Below are 15,917 nucleotides of genomic sequence, written 5' to 3'. Positions count from 1 at the left end.
TTCTCATCAACAAGGGTCGAACCGCCAGCGGCTCGACCCACCAGCGGGTTAGCGCTTCAAGGATGCGACCGCCGCGGGCTTGAGCGGTTCACCCGGGTGGCTGACATCGGGGTTTTCCATGACCTGGAGAATCGAGGCCTCGGGGTCGAAGTCGTCTTCTTCCAGCTCGATGAACTCCTCGGGCAAAAAGATATTCAGCACGATAGCGCACAACGCACCGACGGTGATCGGTGACTCGAAGATGTTGTGCAACGCCTTGGGCAACTCACGCAGCACTTCCGGCACTGCCGCGACACCCAGGCCCATGCCCAGGGAGATCGCCACGATCAGCATGTTGCGCCGGTGCAGCCCGGCCTCGGCGAGGATCTTGATTCCGGCCACGGCCACCGTGCCGAACATCACCAGTTCAGCGCCGCCCAGTACCGGCTTGGGCATCAGTTGCAACACTGCGCCAATCATCGGGAACAGCCCCAGCAATACCAGCAGACCGGCGATGAAAAACGCCACATAGCGGCTGGCGACGCCGGTCAGCTGGATCACCCCGTTGTTCTGGGCGAAGGTCACCATCGGCATGCTGTTGAATACCGCGGCCATCGCCGAGTTGAGACCGTCGGCCAATAGCCCGGACTTGATCCGGCGGATGTACAGCGGGCCCTTGACCGGTTGTTGCGAGATCATCGAGTTGGCTGTCAGGTCGCCCGCGGCCTCCAGGGGCGAGACCAGAAAAATCACCGCGATCGGAATGAACGCCACCCAGTCGAAATTAAACCCGTACTTGAACGGCACCGGCACGCTCATCAGGGGCACGGCGGTCATGTTGGCGAAGTCGACGTCGCCCATCAACCAGGCCACCAGGTAACCCAGGGTCAGGCCGATGACGATGGCCCCCAGGCGCAGGAATGGCACGTCGACCCGGTTCAGTACCACGATAGTGCCCAGCACCAGGGCGGCCAGCAGTAAATGGTGGGCGCCACCCAGGTCAGTCGCGCCAAAGCCGCCGGCGATGTCGGTCATGGCGACCTTGATCAGCGACAGGCCCATCAGGGTGATGATGGTGCCGGTGACGACCGGGGTGATCAGCATGCGCAGCTTGCCGATGAACTGGCTCAGCACCACCTCGATGAACGCGGCAAAAAAACACACGCCGAAAATCGTCGAGAGGATTTCATCGGTGCCGCCACCCCGCGCCTTGACCATGAAGCCGGCGCTGAGGATCACGCTGATAAACGAGAAGCTGGTGCCTTGCAGGCACAGCAGGCCGGAACCGACCGGGCCGAATCGGCGTGCCTGGACAAAAGTGCCGAGGCCGGAAACGAACAGCGCCATGCTGATCAGGTAGGGGATTTCGCTCTGCAGCCCCAGGGCGCTGCCCATGATCAGGGTCGGGGTGATGATCCCGACGAAACTTGCCAGTACGTGCTGCAGCGCGGCAAACACGGTCGCAGTGAAGTGTGGGCGGTCGTAAAGGCCGTAGATCAGGTCGGAACGCAGGGCAGTTTTTGCGTGGTCAGATGAGGTCACGGGGAGAGTGCCATTAAGGCCAGGTCAGAAAATGGAGGCGCAGGATGCCAGAAAGGGGGGGCGGCCAGAAGTGCCAAGGCACTAAAGCGTTGAAGTTTGTGGGTATATCCGTTGGTGCGGTGATGGCTGATTAGGGTTCAGCCCTTACGGCCGGTCTCTACCTGGCATCTGGCGGATTATCCCTGAGGGCATGCGATACTCCGGTTTTTGCGCACTGACCCCAGGCAGCCATGACCTTCGACTCACCCCTCAGCGCTTATCAATCGGCCATCCGTCAGCAGGGCTTTGTTGTCGACGCTGCGCAGGAACGCGCAGTGTTGGCGTTGCAGGAGTGTCACCAGGCCCTGCATCAAGGCCAGGCGCCGATCACTGGGGTTTATCTGTGGGGGCCGGTGGGGCGGGGCAAGACCTGGTTGATGGATCAGTTCTACCAGACCCTGCGGGTTACGGCGCGCCGGCAGCATTTTCATCATTTCATGGCCTGGGTGCATCAGCGTTCGTTTCAACTGACCGGCACCGCCGACCCGCTGCGGGCGTTGGCCCGGGAGTTGAGCCGGGAGGTGCGGGTGCTGTGTTTTGACGAGCTGTTCGTCAATGATATTGGTGACGCGCTGATCCTCGGCCGGTTGTTCCAGGTGATGTTCGATGAAGGCGTGGTGTTGGTTTGCACGTCCAACCAGCCGCCCGAGCAGTTGTATGCGGATGGCTTCAACCGTGACCGTTTTGTGCCGGCGATTGCCGCGATCCAGGCGCATATGCAGGTGGTGGCGGTGGACGGCGGTGAGGATCACCGCTTGCATCCGGGGGTGAATCTGCAGCGCTATTGGGTCTGCGAAGCAGGTGAGCCCGGGGGGCTGAGTCAGGTCTTTGCCGAGCTGACCGCGGGCCAGCCGGTGTCCAGCGCGCCGGTGACTATCGGTTACCGTACGGTGGCGGTGGTCCAGGCCAGTGACACGGTGCTCTGGTGCCGTTATGCCGACCTCTGCGAGCAACCGTTGGCCGCCATGGATTTCATGGCGCTGTGTGATCGCTTCAGCGCTATTTTGATCAGCGAAGTGCCTAATCTCAGTGCCCGGCAACGCCCTGGGCGGATTGCCCGCGGTACCGAAGATGGCAGTGCCCGTGTCGCTGCCGGTGATCGCGAGTTGCCGCAACTGTCCGTCCACGATGACAGCGTGCGGCGTTTCATTGCCTTGGTCGATGAGTGCTACGACCGCAAGGTCCCGTTGTATCTGGAGGCGCAGGTGCCGATGGATCAGTTGTATACCGAGGGCTACCTGGAGTTTGCCTTTCGCCGCACCTTGAGCCGTTTGAAGGAGATGCAGTTGCGGCGGTTTGCCCAGGCCCAGGGCTGATGCCACTGTTGTCCGGGCGCGCGTCACAGGGTAATGTCGATTGCCCCGGGCGCTAGCCGCAGGGATGCCCGCTTATTGTTCGATCGAGGAAGGAAATGGAATCCGCAGACATCCTGGTACTCCAGGCCAGCTACAGCAACCCAACTCACGCCGAAGCCATAGGCGTAGTGCTGGACCACTATGCGCAAGACCCGATGGGCAGTGGCGCACCGTTGCCCGCCGACGTATTGCAGCAATTACCCGGTGAATTGGCCAAGCGTCCCCATGCGTTCAGCGTCCTGGCTTTCGTCAATGGTGAGCCGGCCGGCTTGGTGAATTGTTTCGAAGGGTTTTCGACCTTTGCCTGTCGCCCGCTGGTCAACGTCCATGACGTTGCGGTGGTCGGCAAGTTTCGCGGTCTGGGGCTGAGTCAGAAGATGTTGCTCAAGGTCGAGGAGATTGCCCGTCAGCGTGGCTGCTGCAAGATCACCCTGGAAGTACTGGAAGGCAACGCCGTTGCACAGGCGGCGTATGACAAATTTGGCTTCGCCCCCGGCATGTTCGATCCGGACCACGGGCGGATGCTGTTCTGGACCAAGCCGCTGTAACGTGCAGGAGCGCCGGACGGCGCTCCTGCAGTACGTGAGGGTTAGAGCTTGTAGTCCAGGCTCAAGGTGACGGTGCGCGGGTCACCCCAGAACACGCCGTTGTAGAAGCCGACGTTGTCGTAGTACTTCTCGTCGAACAGGTTGTCGACGTTCAACGATGCGGTGAGGTGCTTGTCGAACTCGTAGCGCGACATCAGCTTGACCACCGAATAGCTGTTCTGGTTGATCCGGGTTTCCTTGGTCACGATGTCACCATCGGCGTCACGTCCAACGGGGCGGCTGGCGAATTCGTAGATATCGCTCTGCCAGTTCACTGCACCCCCCACCGTCAGCGCATTCCATTCACCCGGCAGGCGATACGCCGTCGAGATGCGCAGCATGTTCAATGGCTGGTTGGTGTTGTTGCGCTCACCTTCACCGTTTTTCGAATGGGTGTAGGTGTAGCCGGCCGTCATGTTCCAGTCCTGCATCACCTCGCCCGATACTTCAGCCTCGAAACCGTTGACCTTGTTGCCCTTGCCGCCGGACTTGTAGAAGTCTTCACCGGTGGTTGGGTCCGGTCGCACCGAGTCATCCAATTCAGCGACGTTGTCCTGTTTGCTCCAGAACACCGCCGTGGCGACGTTCAGGCGCTCATCGAGCAAGCTACCCTTGAGCCCCAGTTCGTAGTTCTGGCCGACAATCGGGTCCAGGTACTTACGGCTGGAATCACGCTCGGTCTGCGGCTTGAAGATGTCGGTGTAGCTGACATACGCCGTGTACTCAGGGGTAATGTCGTACAGCAAGCCGGCGTACGGGGTGAAGACGTCGTTTTGGGTCTGGCTGCTGTGGTCGTTGCCGGTGCGCTGGTTCTGGTCGTTGAAGCTGTAGGAGTTGCTGTCGGTTTTCCAGCTGCCATAACGGCTGCCCAGGACCGCATGCCACTGCTCGGCCAGGCTCAGGCGGGTGGCCAGGTAACCGGCTTTTTGCTTGGTGCTGTCGTTCGAGCCTTCGATACCGGTGTCGGTGTCGCGGAACTTGGCGATGTTGCCCATGTACTTCCAGTCGGCAATGTTGTCGTAGCCCGCTGGCGTCGGCGCAGACACCAGGTACGGGTTGGACGCGCTGCGCTCGGCTTCGCCGTAGCCGATCATCAGCTCGTGTTCGCGTCCGAGCAACTGATAGGGGCCGGCGAAGTTGAAGTCATAGACTTCCATCTTCTGCTCGCCCTTCATGTGGCTGCGGTAGGCGACCATGCCGCTGCGGTCGTCGTTGGGGTAACCGCCACCGCCGTAGTAGACCTTGCCGTCGGTGTCACTCTCACGGTAGGTATAGGCGCCCTTCATGTGCCAGCCATTGCCCAGGTTCTGGTCAAGGTTGGCGAAGGCGGTCTTGTCCTTCAGGGGCCAGGAGCTCCATTTGGTCGCCATGTTGGTCGAACGCGACAGGTTGGCCTTGTCGCCGTTGGATTTCCAGTACGGCACCGTGCCCCAGGACGTGCCCTGGACCTGTTTGTCCTGATAGTCGTAACCCACCGCCAGCACGGTGTCATCGGTGAGGTCCGCTTCGAGGATCCCGTAGCCGACTTCCCGTTGCAGTTGGTAATGGTCACGGAACGATTTGCTGTCACGGTAGGCCAGCACGCTGCGGCCACGCAGGCGGCCGTCGAACGCCAGCGGGCCACCAACATCGACGTAGCTGTAGTAATCGTCATAGCTGCCGCCGCTGACGCCGGTCTTGGCTTCCCATTGAGCGGTCGGACGCTTGCGCACCATGTTGATGGTGGCCGAAGGGTCGCCCGCACCGGTGGTCAGGCCGGTGGCGCCGCGGACCACTTCGATGCGGTCGTAGATGATGGTGTCCGAGTCGGACTTCATGCGCCCGAAGGTGTTGAGCATGCCATCGATCTGGAAGTTGTTGATCGAGTAGCCGCGCGAGGAATAGCTGACCCGGTCGGAGTCGTTGTGCTGGACCACCACGCCGGTGGTCTGGCTCATGGCCTCGGACAGGGTGGTGAGCTTGAAGTCGTCCATCTGCTGGCGAGTGACCACCGAGACCGACTGCGGGGTTTCCTTGATGGAAAGATTGAGCCGTGTCGCCGTACTCATTGCACCGGTGGTGTAGGAGTCGGTGTTTTCAGTGGTGGTACCCAGACCCACTGCATTGACGTTGGTGGTATCCAGCTCGAGCGCCTTGGCGGCAGGCTCCTGCTGTTTATCCGGCTTGGTGTCCGCATGGGCGGAAGGGCACAGGGCGAGACTGCACAGGCCCAGGGTCAAGGTCATGGAACGGGTAATAGGCGCGAACATCGCAGCCGACTCCTTGTCTTCGATGGAAAATTTCCGTTTGCTCAAAGACGAAGGTGAATCAAAAAATTTAGCTTAAATGCGAATAATTATTAATCTATTTTATTCGAGGGGCTTTCGCGAAGGCTCATGGCCAGCAAAAACGGGGGGCCGGAACCGGCCCCCGCAGGGTTCACTTATTGGGTAACGACGGCCGCGGTAGGCGCCTTGGGCTTCATCAGGCTGAAGTCGATCAGCGCTTTCTGCTCACGTTCGTAGGGGTTGCCAATCAACAGCGGGCGCGCCTTGAAGCTGTCGCTGACCAGGCTCTTGCTGTGGTCCAGTTCGTCGAAGCTCAAGCCGGCCAGGTCCGCCCAGGTGTGGATCAGGTGCGAACTGCTGTAGGGCCGCTGCAAGTCGCCGGCAAAATCCCAGGCGTGGTTTGCCCGCCATTTCGGCGAAGCCCAGGCCATGAACGGAATGGTGTACATGGGGGCAGTGGGTTTGGACTCGTTACGGCCCAGGGTGTTGTGACCCGCCGAGTCGAACACGTCTTCGCCGTGGTCGGAGAGGTACAACAAGAAGCCGTTTGGATCGGTCTTGGCGTAGTCCTTGATCAGGCTCGAGACCACGAAGTCGTTGTAACGCACCGCGTTGTCGTAACTGTTGTAGGTTGGCAACTGGTCGTCGCTGACCCCAGGCGGCACGCCCTGACGGTCCTTGAAGGTGTCGTAGGTCGCAGGATAGCGGTACTGGTAGCTCATGTGGGTGCCCAGCAGATGCACCACGATGAATTTACGCGGCGCACTGTCGGCCAGGGCCTTGGTGAAGGGCTCCAGCACGTCACCATCGTACTGGCGGGCGTTCTGGTTGCGATTGTTGTTCAGGTAGACCTGCTCATCCGCCTGCTCGGAGAACGTGGTGAGCATGGTGTTGCGCTTGGTCATGGTCTGCTGGTTGGTGATCCAGTAGGTCTTGTAGCCGGCCTGCTTCATCACGCTGACCAACGATGGGGTCTTGAGGTACAGGTCCGGGTTCTCTTCGTCGGCGAAGGTCAGTACCTGTTGCAGCGCTTCAATGGTGTAGGGGCGCGGGGTGATGACGTTGTCGAACACCGCCAGTTGGTCCTTGAGCTTGTCCAGCTCCGGCGTGGTTTGCCGTGGATAGCCGTACAGGCTCATGCGCTGGCGGTTGGTCGATTCACCGATCACCAGGACCAGGGTCGCGGGCTGGCCGGCCATCGAGTCCTTGAAATTGTGCAGCGGCGGGACCTGGCTGGCGTTGTCGAGCATGCCTTGCATGCTGGCCAGGGTTTCGCCGTAGCGGCGATAGGCAACCAGCATCTGCCATGGCACTGCCGGTTCGATGCGGGTTTCGAATTTTTCGTAGCCGGCGGCCAGGCTGCCGGTGCGCGCGGTCTGCTTGACCAGCGGGTAGCCAATGACCGCGACCAGGATTGCCGTGGCTGCCAGCAAGGCCTTGCCGCGCGGCAGGTAAACCGGGCGCAGGCGGCTCCAGAGGAACAGGGCCACGGCGGTGTGCGCGAGGAATGCGGCCACCATCCACCAGGCAAAGTACTGCGTCATGTACTCGCCGGCTTCCGAGACGTTCGACTCGAACATGATGAAGATGACGCTCTGCGAGAACTCCTGCTGGTAGATGAAGAAGTAACCCAGGCTAGCCATCGAACAGGCCCAGAGCACCACGCCAATCACCGCCGCGAGCAGGCGCGTACGGGCCGGGAACAGCAGCATCGGCGCGAGCCAGATGGCGGACATCACGAAGGCCTGGCGGAAACCGGTGAACCCGGAGGTTCCGGTCAACAGGATCAATAGTTGGGTGATGCCGGAAAAATACCAGAAGAACAGGAACAGCCAGCCCAAGCCTGCCCAATCAAACCCTTTTGCAGGCGTACTGCTGCGTTTAAACATCGCCATTCAGCGCTCCAGCTGATTAATGACTTCAACCACTGAAAGTGTTGAGCGCCAGTGACAAAAAAAACGCTCGAAAATCGAGCGTCAACAGTGTTTACAAGTATCTGTAAGTTCATGTGAAAGTTTTGTGAAGCTATGGGTGAGGATACTTAGTTACCGCACGTTCTTCAGTGAAACCGCATTACATCCGGTTGAGGCAGGCCAGGGTGCCTGCTGCTCATTCCATGACAACAGGATGCTGAAATGACAGACAGTCGCGCAACACCCGAGGACGTTTCCGACACCTTGGCGCAGGCGGTATATGAAGAGTTCAAGGGGCGACCGATAGTGGTCACGGCGGCCCTGAAACAGTTCGGCGCGGCACTGAATAATCGGTACCCCGGGCTGAATATCGACGTGTTGACGACCTCGCTCAACTCACCCAACTGGGTCAGCGCAAACCGGGCTGCACTTGAGGGGGAGGGCGACAGCAGTCACTTTGTCGCGCTCGAGGGTCCGTGGATCGACGGTTACACCACAACACCGCTGTTCGAGGTGATGATTCACGCCATTACTGCAAGGGCCGAATTGACGTTCACCCATGATCACTTTCTGAGCGACGGGCAAAACAGGCGGCTCGCCGTCGAAATGCGCGAAGTCGAAGACCTCTTGCGACGACTGCCCAAGGTCATGGTTGCTGCATTGCAGCAGGCGCTGACGGATTACTGGAATGAGCCGGCGGTTGACGGCACCAGCCGCTGGCAATGGCTCGGCGATGTCCTCAGAAGCGCATTGCTGGTCAGCATGGGGCCTTCGGGCAGCGGTGCGTTTCTGGATGCCGGGCAGGTCGATACCGTCCTGCAAGTCATTCGTTGCCCCATCAAGGAGGACCGAGTGGCTCGTTACGGGCCAGACTGCACGCGGGTTTTCCTCATCGACTATCACGCCCGGACCGGACGTACTCACAAAGCTCACCTGGCGTTTGATCTGGTAGCCGTGCGCACGGTATCGACGCGGGACATTGTGATGGGGTTCAGCACCAGCGGCGTTATCGAGACTTACGACACATGGCAGGCCTTCGCTGATTCAGAGGGCGACAAATGGGGACGCAGGCAGGAACTCAGTGTGCTTGAGTTGCAACCCTATGAGTCGTTCGGCGATGTCTTTGTGACTCAGGCCCAGGCGCTACTCAATAATCAACTTGAAAGCTTGAGCTTCTTCGGGGTATTCGAAGGCCAGGACCTGAAAGTGCTGGAGGAGCGCTATGCGAGTCTGACGGATCTGGCTCCCCATTTGCTCAAGCAGAACCCCGGTGCGTATGAGCAAGTACTGTACAGCGAAGTCGGCAGCCAGTTGCCTGACTGGATAGAACTGGCCACGCCCGCCGAGACCCAGGAGTACAGTCGCTACATGTTTCGCCTGGCCGCCCTCCAGTTGGCGAGCAAGGGGCAGGAGTACAGCCACGGGATTCGTACGGCTGAGCAATTCGCCCGGGAAGTCCTGCAGGACGGGATGGCCGCGTACGGCGAGGCGGTGGATCCAGACCAGATCGACATCACTCAGTATCGCAATGAAGACGGTTTGTTGGTGATCGTAGGGCCAGGAACCGGACGGTTTACCAGTGAAACCCTCAGCCTGACTCATCGAGCGTTGAACAACCTTGCCGGCGTGCCATTCCTGGTCTCTGAGTTCAAGCGCAAGGACGGTTCGGCGGCACCGGCCTGGATGACCCTCGACACCGTCAGGGAACTGATTCGCGATGCCGATATCGGCAATAACTACCCCGATGAAGTCAAAAGGCTACTGCTCGATGATCCGGTACAGCGAGCCGAGCGCGAAAAGCTGTTCAGCGACCAATTGCGCATTCAATTACCGATGCTGGCACTGGAGAACAGGATCAGGAAGCGTTCAGGGTTCACTGATGCCGGGTATCGCTGTGTGGCGGCCAACATGGAGCCGGATCCGCAAGCTCGGCGTGTGAGCGGGCAAGTGATGCTGGCCAGGACCCTGGCCTTCAAGACCGACGTATCGAACCACACGCATGTGGTTGCCGATATGTTTGTGTTTGGCCCCGCTGATGTGACGGCCGGGCCCCATGTGCTGTATCGGCCGCTGTACCCCGAACCATTGATCGAGTTTGCTTCGCTCGATGCCTTGATGGCTGAGATCGTCAGCAACGACCCTCGACCTGCGCTGGTGTCGGTCGCGCAAAGCAAGTCCAATCCATCGTTGCAGCAAAGCATCCTCGACTGGTTGGCGCCCGATGCACGGAAAATCTATGACAATGGCGGTTTTCTGGAACCCCACCCGGTGGGAATCATATTCGAAACGCAGCTATGGCCATCGGCTCCCGCCCGATTCGATCTGCAGCAGCTCGACGACAAGGTGCTGGCTCATTTGTATGAAGCCAACGCCAACGTCCTGGCCCAGTTGGCTGACGAACAGACGCTGTCCAATGCCGAGTACCGCTGGAATACGCTGAAAGAGATGGGCTTGATCATCTTCAATAGCGTGCTTAACACGGTATTACCCTTTGTCAGCGGACCTGCAGCTGCCGTTGGCTGGTTGTTAGTGGTGGAAACCGCAGTTCTGGAGGCCCTTGAGCCACTGGCGAGCGGCGACAGCGAGCCGGCCAAGGACTTCACCTACAACCTGCTCATCAATCTGGCAGTGGCCTTGCTGATCCAGCGTCTTTCACCGGGCGCCGGTACAGCGGTAAAACCCTTCGAGCACCATGCGATCGTCTCCCGGCCGGGTGCTCTTGTAGTCAGCGCAGTGATCAAACCACCCATCGGGCCGGGTGCGGCCAGCGCCATCAGTGACAGCGTGCTGGATTTCTCTACACCGGTATCGGGTGACTCGCGTCGATTGCTGGAGCGTTTCCTGAGCACCGAGCAGGCCGGACGCGGGCAGGTGGTCACAACGCCAGCGCCCCAAGGCATCGTAGTGGTCGGGGGGCGCTGGTATGCAAAAGTGCCAGCTCGCCTGCGTGGGTACGGATGGGCCAATGTAGAGCCCGCCGAGGGCGGTAATGTGGTCATCCTCGATCATCTTGGGAGGCCGATAAAAGGACTGGAACTGAAGAACAATGGCCAGGATCTCTGGGAGGTGGCGCCGGAGTTTCGTGTGCGCGGGGGGGGGCCGGGCATGAGTCGCTACCTTTCGGATGTCTTCGCTGATTCGCAGCTGCGGGCGCGACGTGCCGACTATGCGCTGAAAGTCAAAAGACTCAAGGATCGCCTGCCGGGCCTGCACGCCAGTGTCACCCAGGCCCAGGAGGTTGGGCAGGGGGCGCTGGAGAGAGCGACGGCGATCGCCAATGAGATCGTCGACAAGACCAAGGCCATTGACGCCGCTATCGGTGCAGAGCGCAGCCGGCGGCAGGAAGAGCATGTGGCGCTGAGAAAGAAATTGCACGCCGCCGACCTCGATTACAAGAAGAAAGCCAGGACCTTCATTGACGGTCATCTGGACCTGATCAAGGTGTATGAGGAGATCGCGATCCTGCTTGCAAAAGACAAGGACTACCAGCGTGACGCCATTGTGGAGAATCTGCAGGCGCTCGTCGCCAGCTATGGCGTTGTCGACGAAAACCTGATTCGGGTGTCGGCGGTATGGGAGGAGTCGGGGCTTTCATTGCGCACCCTTTTTCCACTGGCCTTTGAGCTGCGCACCGCGGTCACCGATGTGCCGTACAGTGTGTTGCTGGAAGCCAGGAAACGCATCATCAATGGGTTTGCGGAGCGCATCAGGATCAGCTCCCGGCTCGAGAGCCTGATGACAGAGTTGGAGGTGTTGGATAGCAGTGTCCGAAAAGGCTATCTGCAAAGAACCGGCTATCTGTCGGCGCAGACACAACATCTCAAGGACATACTGGACAAGCGGGTGAAAACCACCGACTGGCTGATCGTGCACGAGTTGTTGTGTTTGCGCGGGGCATTGGCGGGTGACCCTGGGCTTGTTGAGCCCAGCCTGGCGGAAGTCGCGGGACTGGAAGGGTTGGGCAAGGCGAAACTGGGCGCGGTGACGGACAACGTGTTGCGCTTGAGCGCGACGCAGGGGTTTGAGCCCAGGCAGCGTGTCGAGCTGCTGCAGGACGCGGTCAATGTTTACAACGATGCGGAACTGATGGCGGCCAACCTGCGCAAGGTTGGCGATCGACAAAGCTACGTACCGCAGCAGTTTCTCGAGAAGTTCCTTGAGGCGCTGAGGCGGGTGCGCGCTATCGCGGAAGCAGAGCTCAGCGAATCGATCAGTGAAGACGTGCAGGAAGAGACCGCAGGGCAAGAGGGTGCGCAACCTGCCGAAGAACGGGTGAAAAAGGCCAGAAGGAGAATCAAGCGCCCCAACGAGCGCCTGATCCAGACGGCGGATGGTTTTCGAGTGGGCGATGTCCGCGAGCAAAGTTCAGATGAAACCGGCGAAACGGTGGTGGTCCAGGACGCGGCAACGGACAAGCAGATCATTTTCTACAAGGATGAAGGGCAAGATCTTTACCGGCAGCGGGAGGAGGAGCCTGAAGTACCTGTGGCAGCTCCACCGAAGCCGGCCCTGGCGCTCCAATCGCTGCTGGACAAAGGCAGGAAACTGGTCGAAGGGATAACCCCGCTGATCGCAAACTATAAAAAAGATGTCTCCCGGTACCGCGAGCCTGCCAGTGTGGAAGACCGGTTTTTGTCTCAGGCTCAAAAACTCTCGGAGCTGGCTACGCAAATCCAACATGGAATGCAAGGTGTTACAGGTGCGGATCGGGGGAGGGCAGTCAAGATATATCAGGATCTCAACAGCGCTCGAGAACAATTGATCCGCGAAGGGAAAAAGCTGCGCGTCGAGATTACCAAACAGCTGCCACCGAATGCCGGAAGCTTCGAGTACCTGCTAGGGGAGCGGGAGGTCCGCGTCGAGAATCCGTCCTGGACCGACAAGTCTACTGCCAATCAAACAAGCTATTTGCTGGAATACGACATCGTCGACAGCGCCAGCCGCATTGGTAGAAAGGTACTGTGGTACGCACACTTTCACTGTACGGCCAAATCGGTCCTGACCCTGACCGAAGCCCACCTGAAACTGGCGCGCCTGCGGTTCGTCACGGTCAAGGATCAGGTGCAACACCCCGAACTCAACGCGGGAAAAGTGGTGTACCCGGGGGGAATGAAGGCGGCGTTCGCGAAAAAGTACTTTTTCGATGCCGTTCCACCGACGGCATAGCATGCCCTGGTGTCCTGATCAGTGCGTTGCGCTTGCCGGGGAAGCAGGCGCAACCTTTCAGGCGGGGGTGATCAATCCAGTGAGCGTATCGGCATGCGCGCAGTCAACCCTTCACCGCGCTGCGCCTGTAGCTGCTGACGCAGGTGCGCGACTTCGTTGAGCAACTGCTCGCGTTCGGCCTTGAGTTGGCGCAGTTCATCACGACGAACGGTGACGTACAGGGTTTGTACTGGGAGTGCGGTTACTACTGTGCCCATTGCTCACCTCGCAAATGGCGTCTGACAACGGTGGTCCGGCACGCAGAAGCGTGTGCGCAGCCACTTTCGACGGCGATTTTGATTTCTTTTGCCGTTGAAGGGAACTTTTTTATTTTACGTTGTCCCTGTGTCTTCGCCATTGTTTGGGACGTTATCCCTATAGTTCAGGCAAAATGCCCGGAAACTATGTAGCAACGCTCTGGACTAAGCTTGACTTGGTTCGTGGCGCTATCGACTTTTGGCACACTATTTTTTCGCAGTAAGGAGCATCAGCACATGCAATTAGGGATCATTGGACTGGGCCGCATGGGCGGCAACATTGCACGGCGCCTGATGCTCAACGGGCATAGCACTGTGGTCTACGACCGCAACACCGCGTTCGTTGATACCCTGGCTCAAGAAGGCGCGACCGGCGTTGCCGACCTGCCAGCACTGGTGGCTGGCCTGGCCAAGCCGCGCGCGGTATGGGTCATGTTGCCCGCTGGCGCACCGACCGAAGACACCATCGAAACCCTGAGCGAGCTGCTGGAAGCCGGTGACGTGATCATCGACGGCGGCAACACCTTCTATAAAGACGATATCCGTCGTGCCAAGACCTTGGCGCAAAAAGGCCTGAAGTACATCGACGTCGGCACTTCCGGCGGCGTGTGGGGCCTCGAGCGTGGTTATTGCATGATGATCGGCGGCGACTGCGACGAAGTGAAGCGTTTGGACCCGTTGTTCGAGGCGCTGGCCCCGGGCATGGGCGATATCCCGCGGACCAAGGACCGGGTGTCGGAAGATGACCGTGCCGAGCGCGGCTATATCCACGCCGGCCCTGCCGGTTCCGGGCACTTCGTGAAGATGATTCACAACGGTATCGAATACGGGATGATGCAGGCGTTTGCCGAAGGCTTCGACATCCTCAAGACCAAATCCTCGGAAATGCTGCCGGAAGACCAGCGTTTTAACCTGAACGTCGCCGATATCGCAGAGGTCTGGCGTCGTGGCAGCGTGGTTTCGTCCTGGTTGCTGGACCTGACCGCCGATGCGCTGGCCAGCGATCCGAAGCTTGAGGGTTACTCCGGCTCCGTGGCTGACAGCGGTGAAGGGCGCTGGACCATCGAGGCGGCCATGGAACAGGCAGTACCGGTGCCGGTGTTGTCCAGCTCGCTGTTCTCCCGTTATCGCTCGCGCCAGCAAGGTGTCTACGGTGACAAGATCCTTTCGGCCCAGCGCTTCGGTTTTGGTGGCCACGTCGAGACTCCGAAAAAATGACCTCGATCCGCAAGAAGTCCAAGGCACAACCAGCACCGGCTACCACACTGTTTCTGTTCGGTGCCCATGGCGACCTGGTCAAGCGCTTGCTGATGCCGGCGCTGTACAACCTCAGTCGCGATGGTTTGTTGGGGGACAACTTGCGGATCATCGGGGTGGATCACAACGCCATCAGCGATCTCGACTTCGCGAAAAAACTCGAAGACTTCATCCGCAACGAGGCGGCGAACAAGGTCGGTAACGGCCATGACTCCCTGGACCCGGCGCTCTGGGCCAAGCTGGCCAAGGGCATCAGCTACGTCCAGGGTGACTTTCTCGACGCTAGCACCTACCAGGCGCTGGCGGCGAAAATCGCCGATAGCGGCACAGGCAATGCGGTGTTCTACCTGGCCACCGCACCGCGTTTCTTCAGCGAAGTGGTGCGCCAGCTCGGCTCGGCCGGGCTGCTGGAGGACGGCCCCGAGGCTTTTCGCCGGGTGGTGATTGAAAAGCCCTTTGGTTCCGACCTGCATACCGCCGAAGCCTTGAACGCGTGTCTGCTCAAGGTGATGACGGAAAAGCAGATCTACCGGATCGACCACTACCTGGGCAAGGAAACCGTGCAGAACATTCTGGTCAGCCGGTTTTCCAACAGCCTGTTCGAAGCGTTCTGGAACAACCATTACATCGACCACGTCCAGATCACCGCCGCGGAAACCGTCGGCGTCGAGACCCGTGGCAGTTTTTACGAGCACACTGGCGCCCTGCGCGACATGGTGCCCAACCACCTGTTCCAGCTGTTGGCCATGGTTGCCATGGAACCGCCGGCGGCGTTTGGCGCCGATGCGGTCCGCGGTGAAAAGGCCAAGGTGGTGGGGGCGATCCGCCCCTGGTCAACGGCTGAGGCGCGTGCCAACTCGGTACGTGGCCAGTACAGCGCGGGAGACAGCGGCGGCCAGCCGGTGGCCGGTTATCGCGAGGAGCCCAAAGTGGCGCCTGACAGCACCACGGAAACCTTCGTGGCGCTCAAAGTGATGATCGACAACTGGCGCTGGGTCGGCGTGCCGTTCTACCTGCGCACCGGCAAGCGCATGAGCGTGCGCGACACGGAAATTGCCATCTGCTTCAAGCCTGCGCCCTACGCGCAGTTTCGCGATACGGAAGTCGATGAGCTACAACCGACTTACCTCAGAATTCAGATCCAGCCCAATGAAGGTATGTGGTTCGACCTGCTGGCCAAACGTCCGGGCCCGGCGCTGGACATGGCCAACATCGAACTCGGGTTTGCCTACAAGGATTTCTTCGAAATGCAGCCCTCCACGGGCTACGAAACCTTGATCTACGATTGCCTGACCGGCGATCAGACCCTGTTCCAGCGCGCCGACAACATCGAAAACGGCTGGCGTGCGGTGCAACCCTTCCTCGATGCCTGGCAGGAAGACGCCAGCGTCCAGGCCTATGCCGCCGGCACCGACGGCCCCAGCGCCGCCGACGAACTGCTGGCCCGCGACGGCCGCAAGTGGCACAGCCTGGGCTGACCCCGACGCCAGGCCGACGCGTTATCGTTGGCGGCCGC

9 protein-coding genes are annotated in these 15,917 nt (G+C 59.9%); 5 read left to right on the top strand and 4 right to left on the bottom strand.

What is annotated here, in order from left to right:
- Positions 1-48: 48 nt before the first annotated feature.
- Positions 49-1,521: a nucleobase:cation symporter-2 family protein gene (locus PspS04_RS14850; RefSeq protein WP_095170467.1), complete on the bottom strand. Its 1,473-nt coding sequence runs from the start codon at positions 1,519-1,521 to the stop codon at positions 49-51.
- Positions 1,522-1,751: 230 nt separating this feature from the next.
- On the opposite strand from PspS04_RS14850, the gene zapE reads away from it, so the two are divergent.
- Together zapE and PspS04_RS14840 are read left to right on the top strand one after the other, a co-directional pair.
- Complete coding sequence (zapE, locus tag PspS04_RS14845) at positions 1,752-2,876, top strand: cell division protein ZapE (protein WP_159996197.1); 1,125 nt, start codon at positions 1,752-1,754, stop codon at positions 2,874-2,876.
- Positions 2,877-2,971: 95 nt separating this feature from the next.
- Positions 2,972-3,463, top strand: a complete 492-nt coding sequence (locus PspS04_RS14840) for a GNAT family N-acetyltransferase (RefSeq protein WP_095170463.1) — start codon at positions 2,972-2,974, stop codon at positions 3,461-3,463.
- Between the two features lie 41 nt (positions 3,464-3,504).
- Here PspS04_RS14840 and PspS04_RS14835 read toward each other — a convergent pair whose 3' ends face one another.
- Both PspS04_RS14835 and PspS04_RS14830 read right to left on the bottom strand, forming a co-directional pair.
- Entirely contained in the window at positions 3,505-5,751 is a 2,247-nt protein-coding gene (locus PspS04_RS14835; protein WP_159996195.1) for a TonB-dependent siderophore receptor, read from the bottom strand.
- A gap of 173 nt (positions 5,752-5,924) precedes the next feature.
- A complete protein-coding gene (locus tag PspS04_RS14830; RefSeq protein ID WP_095170459.1) occupies positions 5,925-7,664 on the bottom strand; it encodes a phosphoethanolamine transferase CptA in 1,740 nt (579 codons plus the stop codon).
- A 240-nt stretch (positions 7,665-7,904) separates the two neighbouring features.
- Between PspS04_RS14830 and PspS04_RS14825 the strand changes: the two genes are divergently transcribed.
- Positions 7,905-12,848, top strand: a complete 4,944-nt coding sequence (locus tag PspS04_RS14825; protein ID WP_159996193.1) for a dermonecrotic toxin domain-containing protein — start codon at positions 7,905-7,907, stop codon at positions 12,846-12,848.
- Positions 12,849-12,919: 71 nt separating this feature from the next.
- Here PspS04_RS14825 and PspS04_RS14820 read toward each other — a convergent pair whose 3' ends face one another.
- Positions 12,920-13,105 carry a DUF6026 family protein gene (locus PspS04_RS14820; RefSeq protein ID WP_095170455.1) on the bottom strand — a complete coding sequence of 62 codons (186 nt, stop codon included), beginning with the start codon at positions 13,103-13,105 and terminating at the stop codon, positions 12,920-12,922.
- A 222-nt stretch (positions 13,106-13,327) separates the two neighbouring features.
- Between PspS04_RS14820 and gnd the strand changes: the two genes are divergently transcribed.
- Both gnd and zwf read left to right on the top strand, forming a co-directional pair.
- The gene (gene gnd / locus PspS04_RS14815; protein ID WP_335929850.1) at positions 13,328-14,362 is read left to right on the top strand and encodes a phosphogluconate dehydrogenase (NAD(+)-dependent, decarboxylating); all 1,035 of its coding nucleotides are present in this window, start codon (positions 13,328-13,330) and stop codon (positions 14,360-14,362) included.
- Complete coding sequence (gene zwf / locus PspS04_RS14810; RefSeq protein WP_159996191.1) at positions 14,359-15,879, top strand: glucose-6-phosphate dehydrogenase; 1,521 nt, start codon at positions 14,359-14,361, stop codon at positions 15,877-15,879. Before gnd ends, zwf begins: the two co-directional genes overlap by 4 nt.
- Positions 15,880-15,917 lie beyond the last annotated feature (38 nt).

The sequence above is a fragment of the Pseudomonas sp. S04 genome (assembly GCF_009834545.1).
GTDB lineage: Bacteria > Pseudomonadota > Gammaproteobacteria > Pseudomonadales > Pseudomonadaceae > Aquipseudomonas.
The sequence above is the reverse complement of the archived record's forward strand: the minus strand, read 5'-3'. Positions and strand labels throughout refer to the sequence as shown.

Excerpts from the sequence above, each read along its gene's own strand:
- zapE (WP_159996197.1), top strand. The coding sequence starts at position 1,752 with ATGACCTTCGACTCACCCCTCAGCGCTTATCAATCGGCCATCCGTCAG.
- PspS04_RS14840 (WP_095170463.1), top strand. The coding sequence starts at position 2,972 with ATGGAATCCGCAGACATCCTGGTACTCCAGGCCAGCTACAGCAACCCA.
- PspS04_RS14835 (WP_159996195.1), bottom strand. The coding sequence starts at position 5,751 with ATGTTCGCGCCTATTACCCGTTCCATGACCTTGACCCTGGGCCTGTGC.
- PspS04_RS14830 (WP_095170459.1), bottom strand. The coding sequence starts at position 7,664 with ATGGCGATGTTTAAACGCAGCAGTACGCCTGCAAAAGGGTTTGATTGG.
- PspS04_RS14825 (WP_159996193.1), top strand. The coding sequence starts at position 7,905 with ATGACAGACAGTCGCGCAACACCCGAGGACGTTTCCGACACCTTGGCG.
- PspS04_RS14820 (WP_095170455.1), bottom strand. The coding sequence starts at position 13,105 with ATGGGCACAGTAGTAACCGCACTCCCAGTACAAACCCTGTACGTCACC.
- zwf (WP_159996191.1), top strand. The coding sequence starts at position 14,359 with ATGACCTCGATCCGCAAGAAGTCCAAGGCACAACCAGCACCGGCTACC.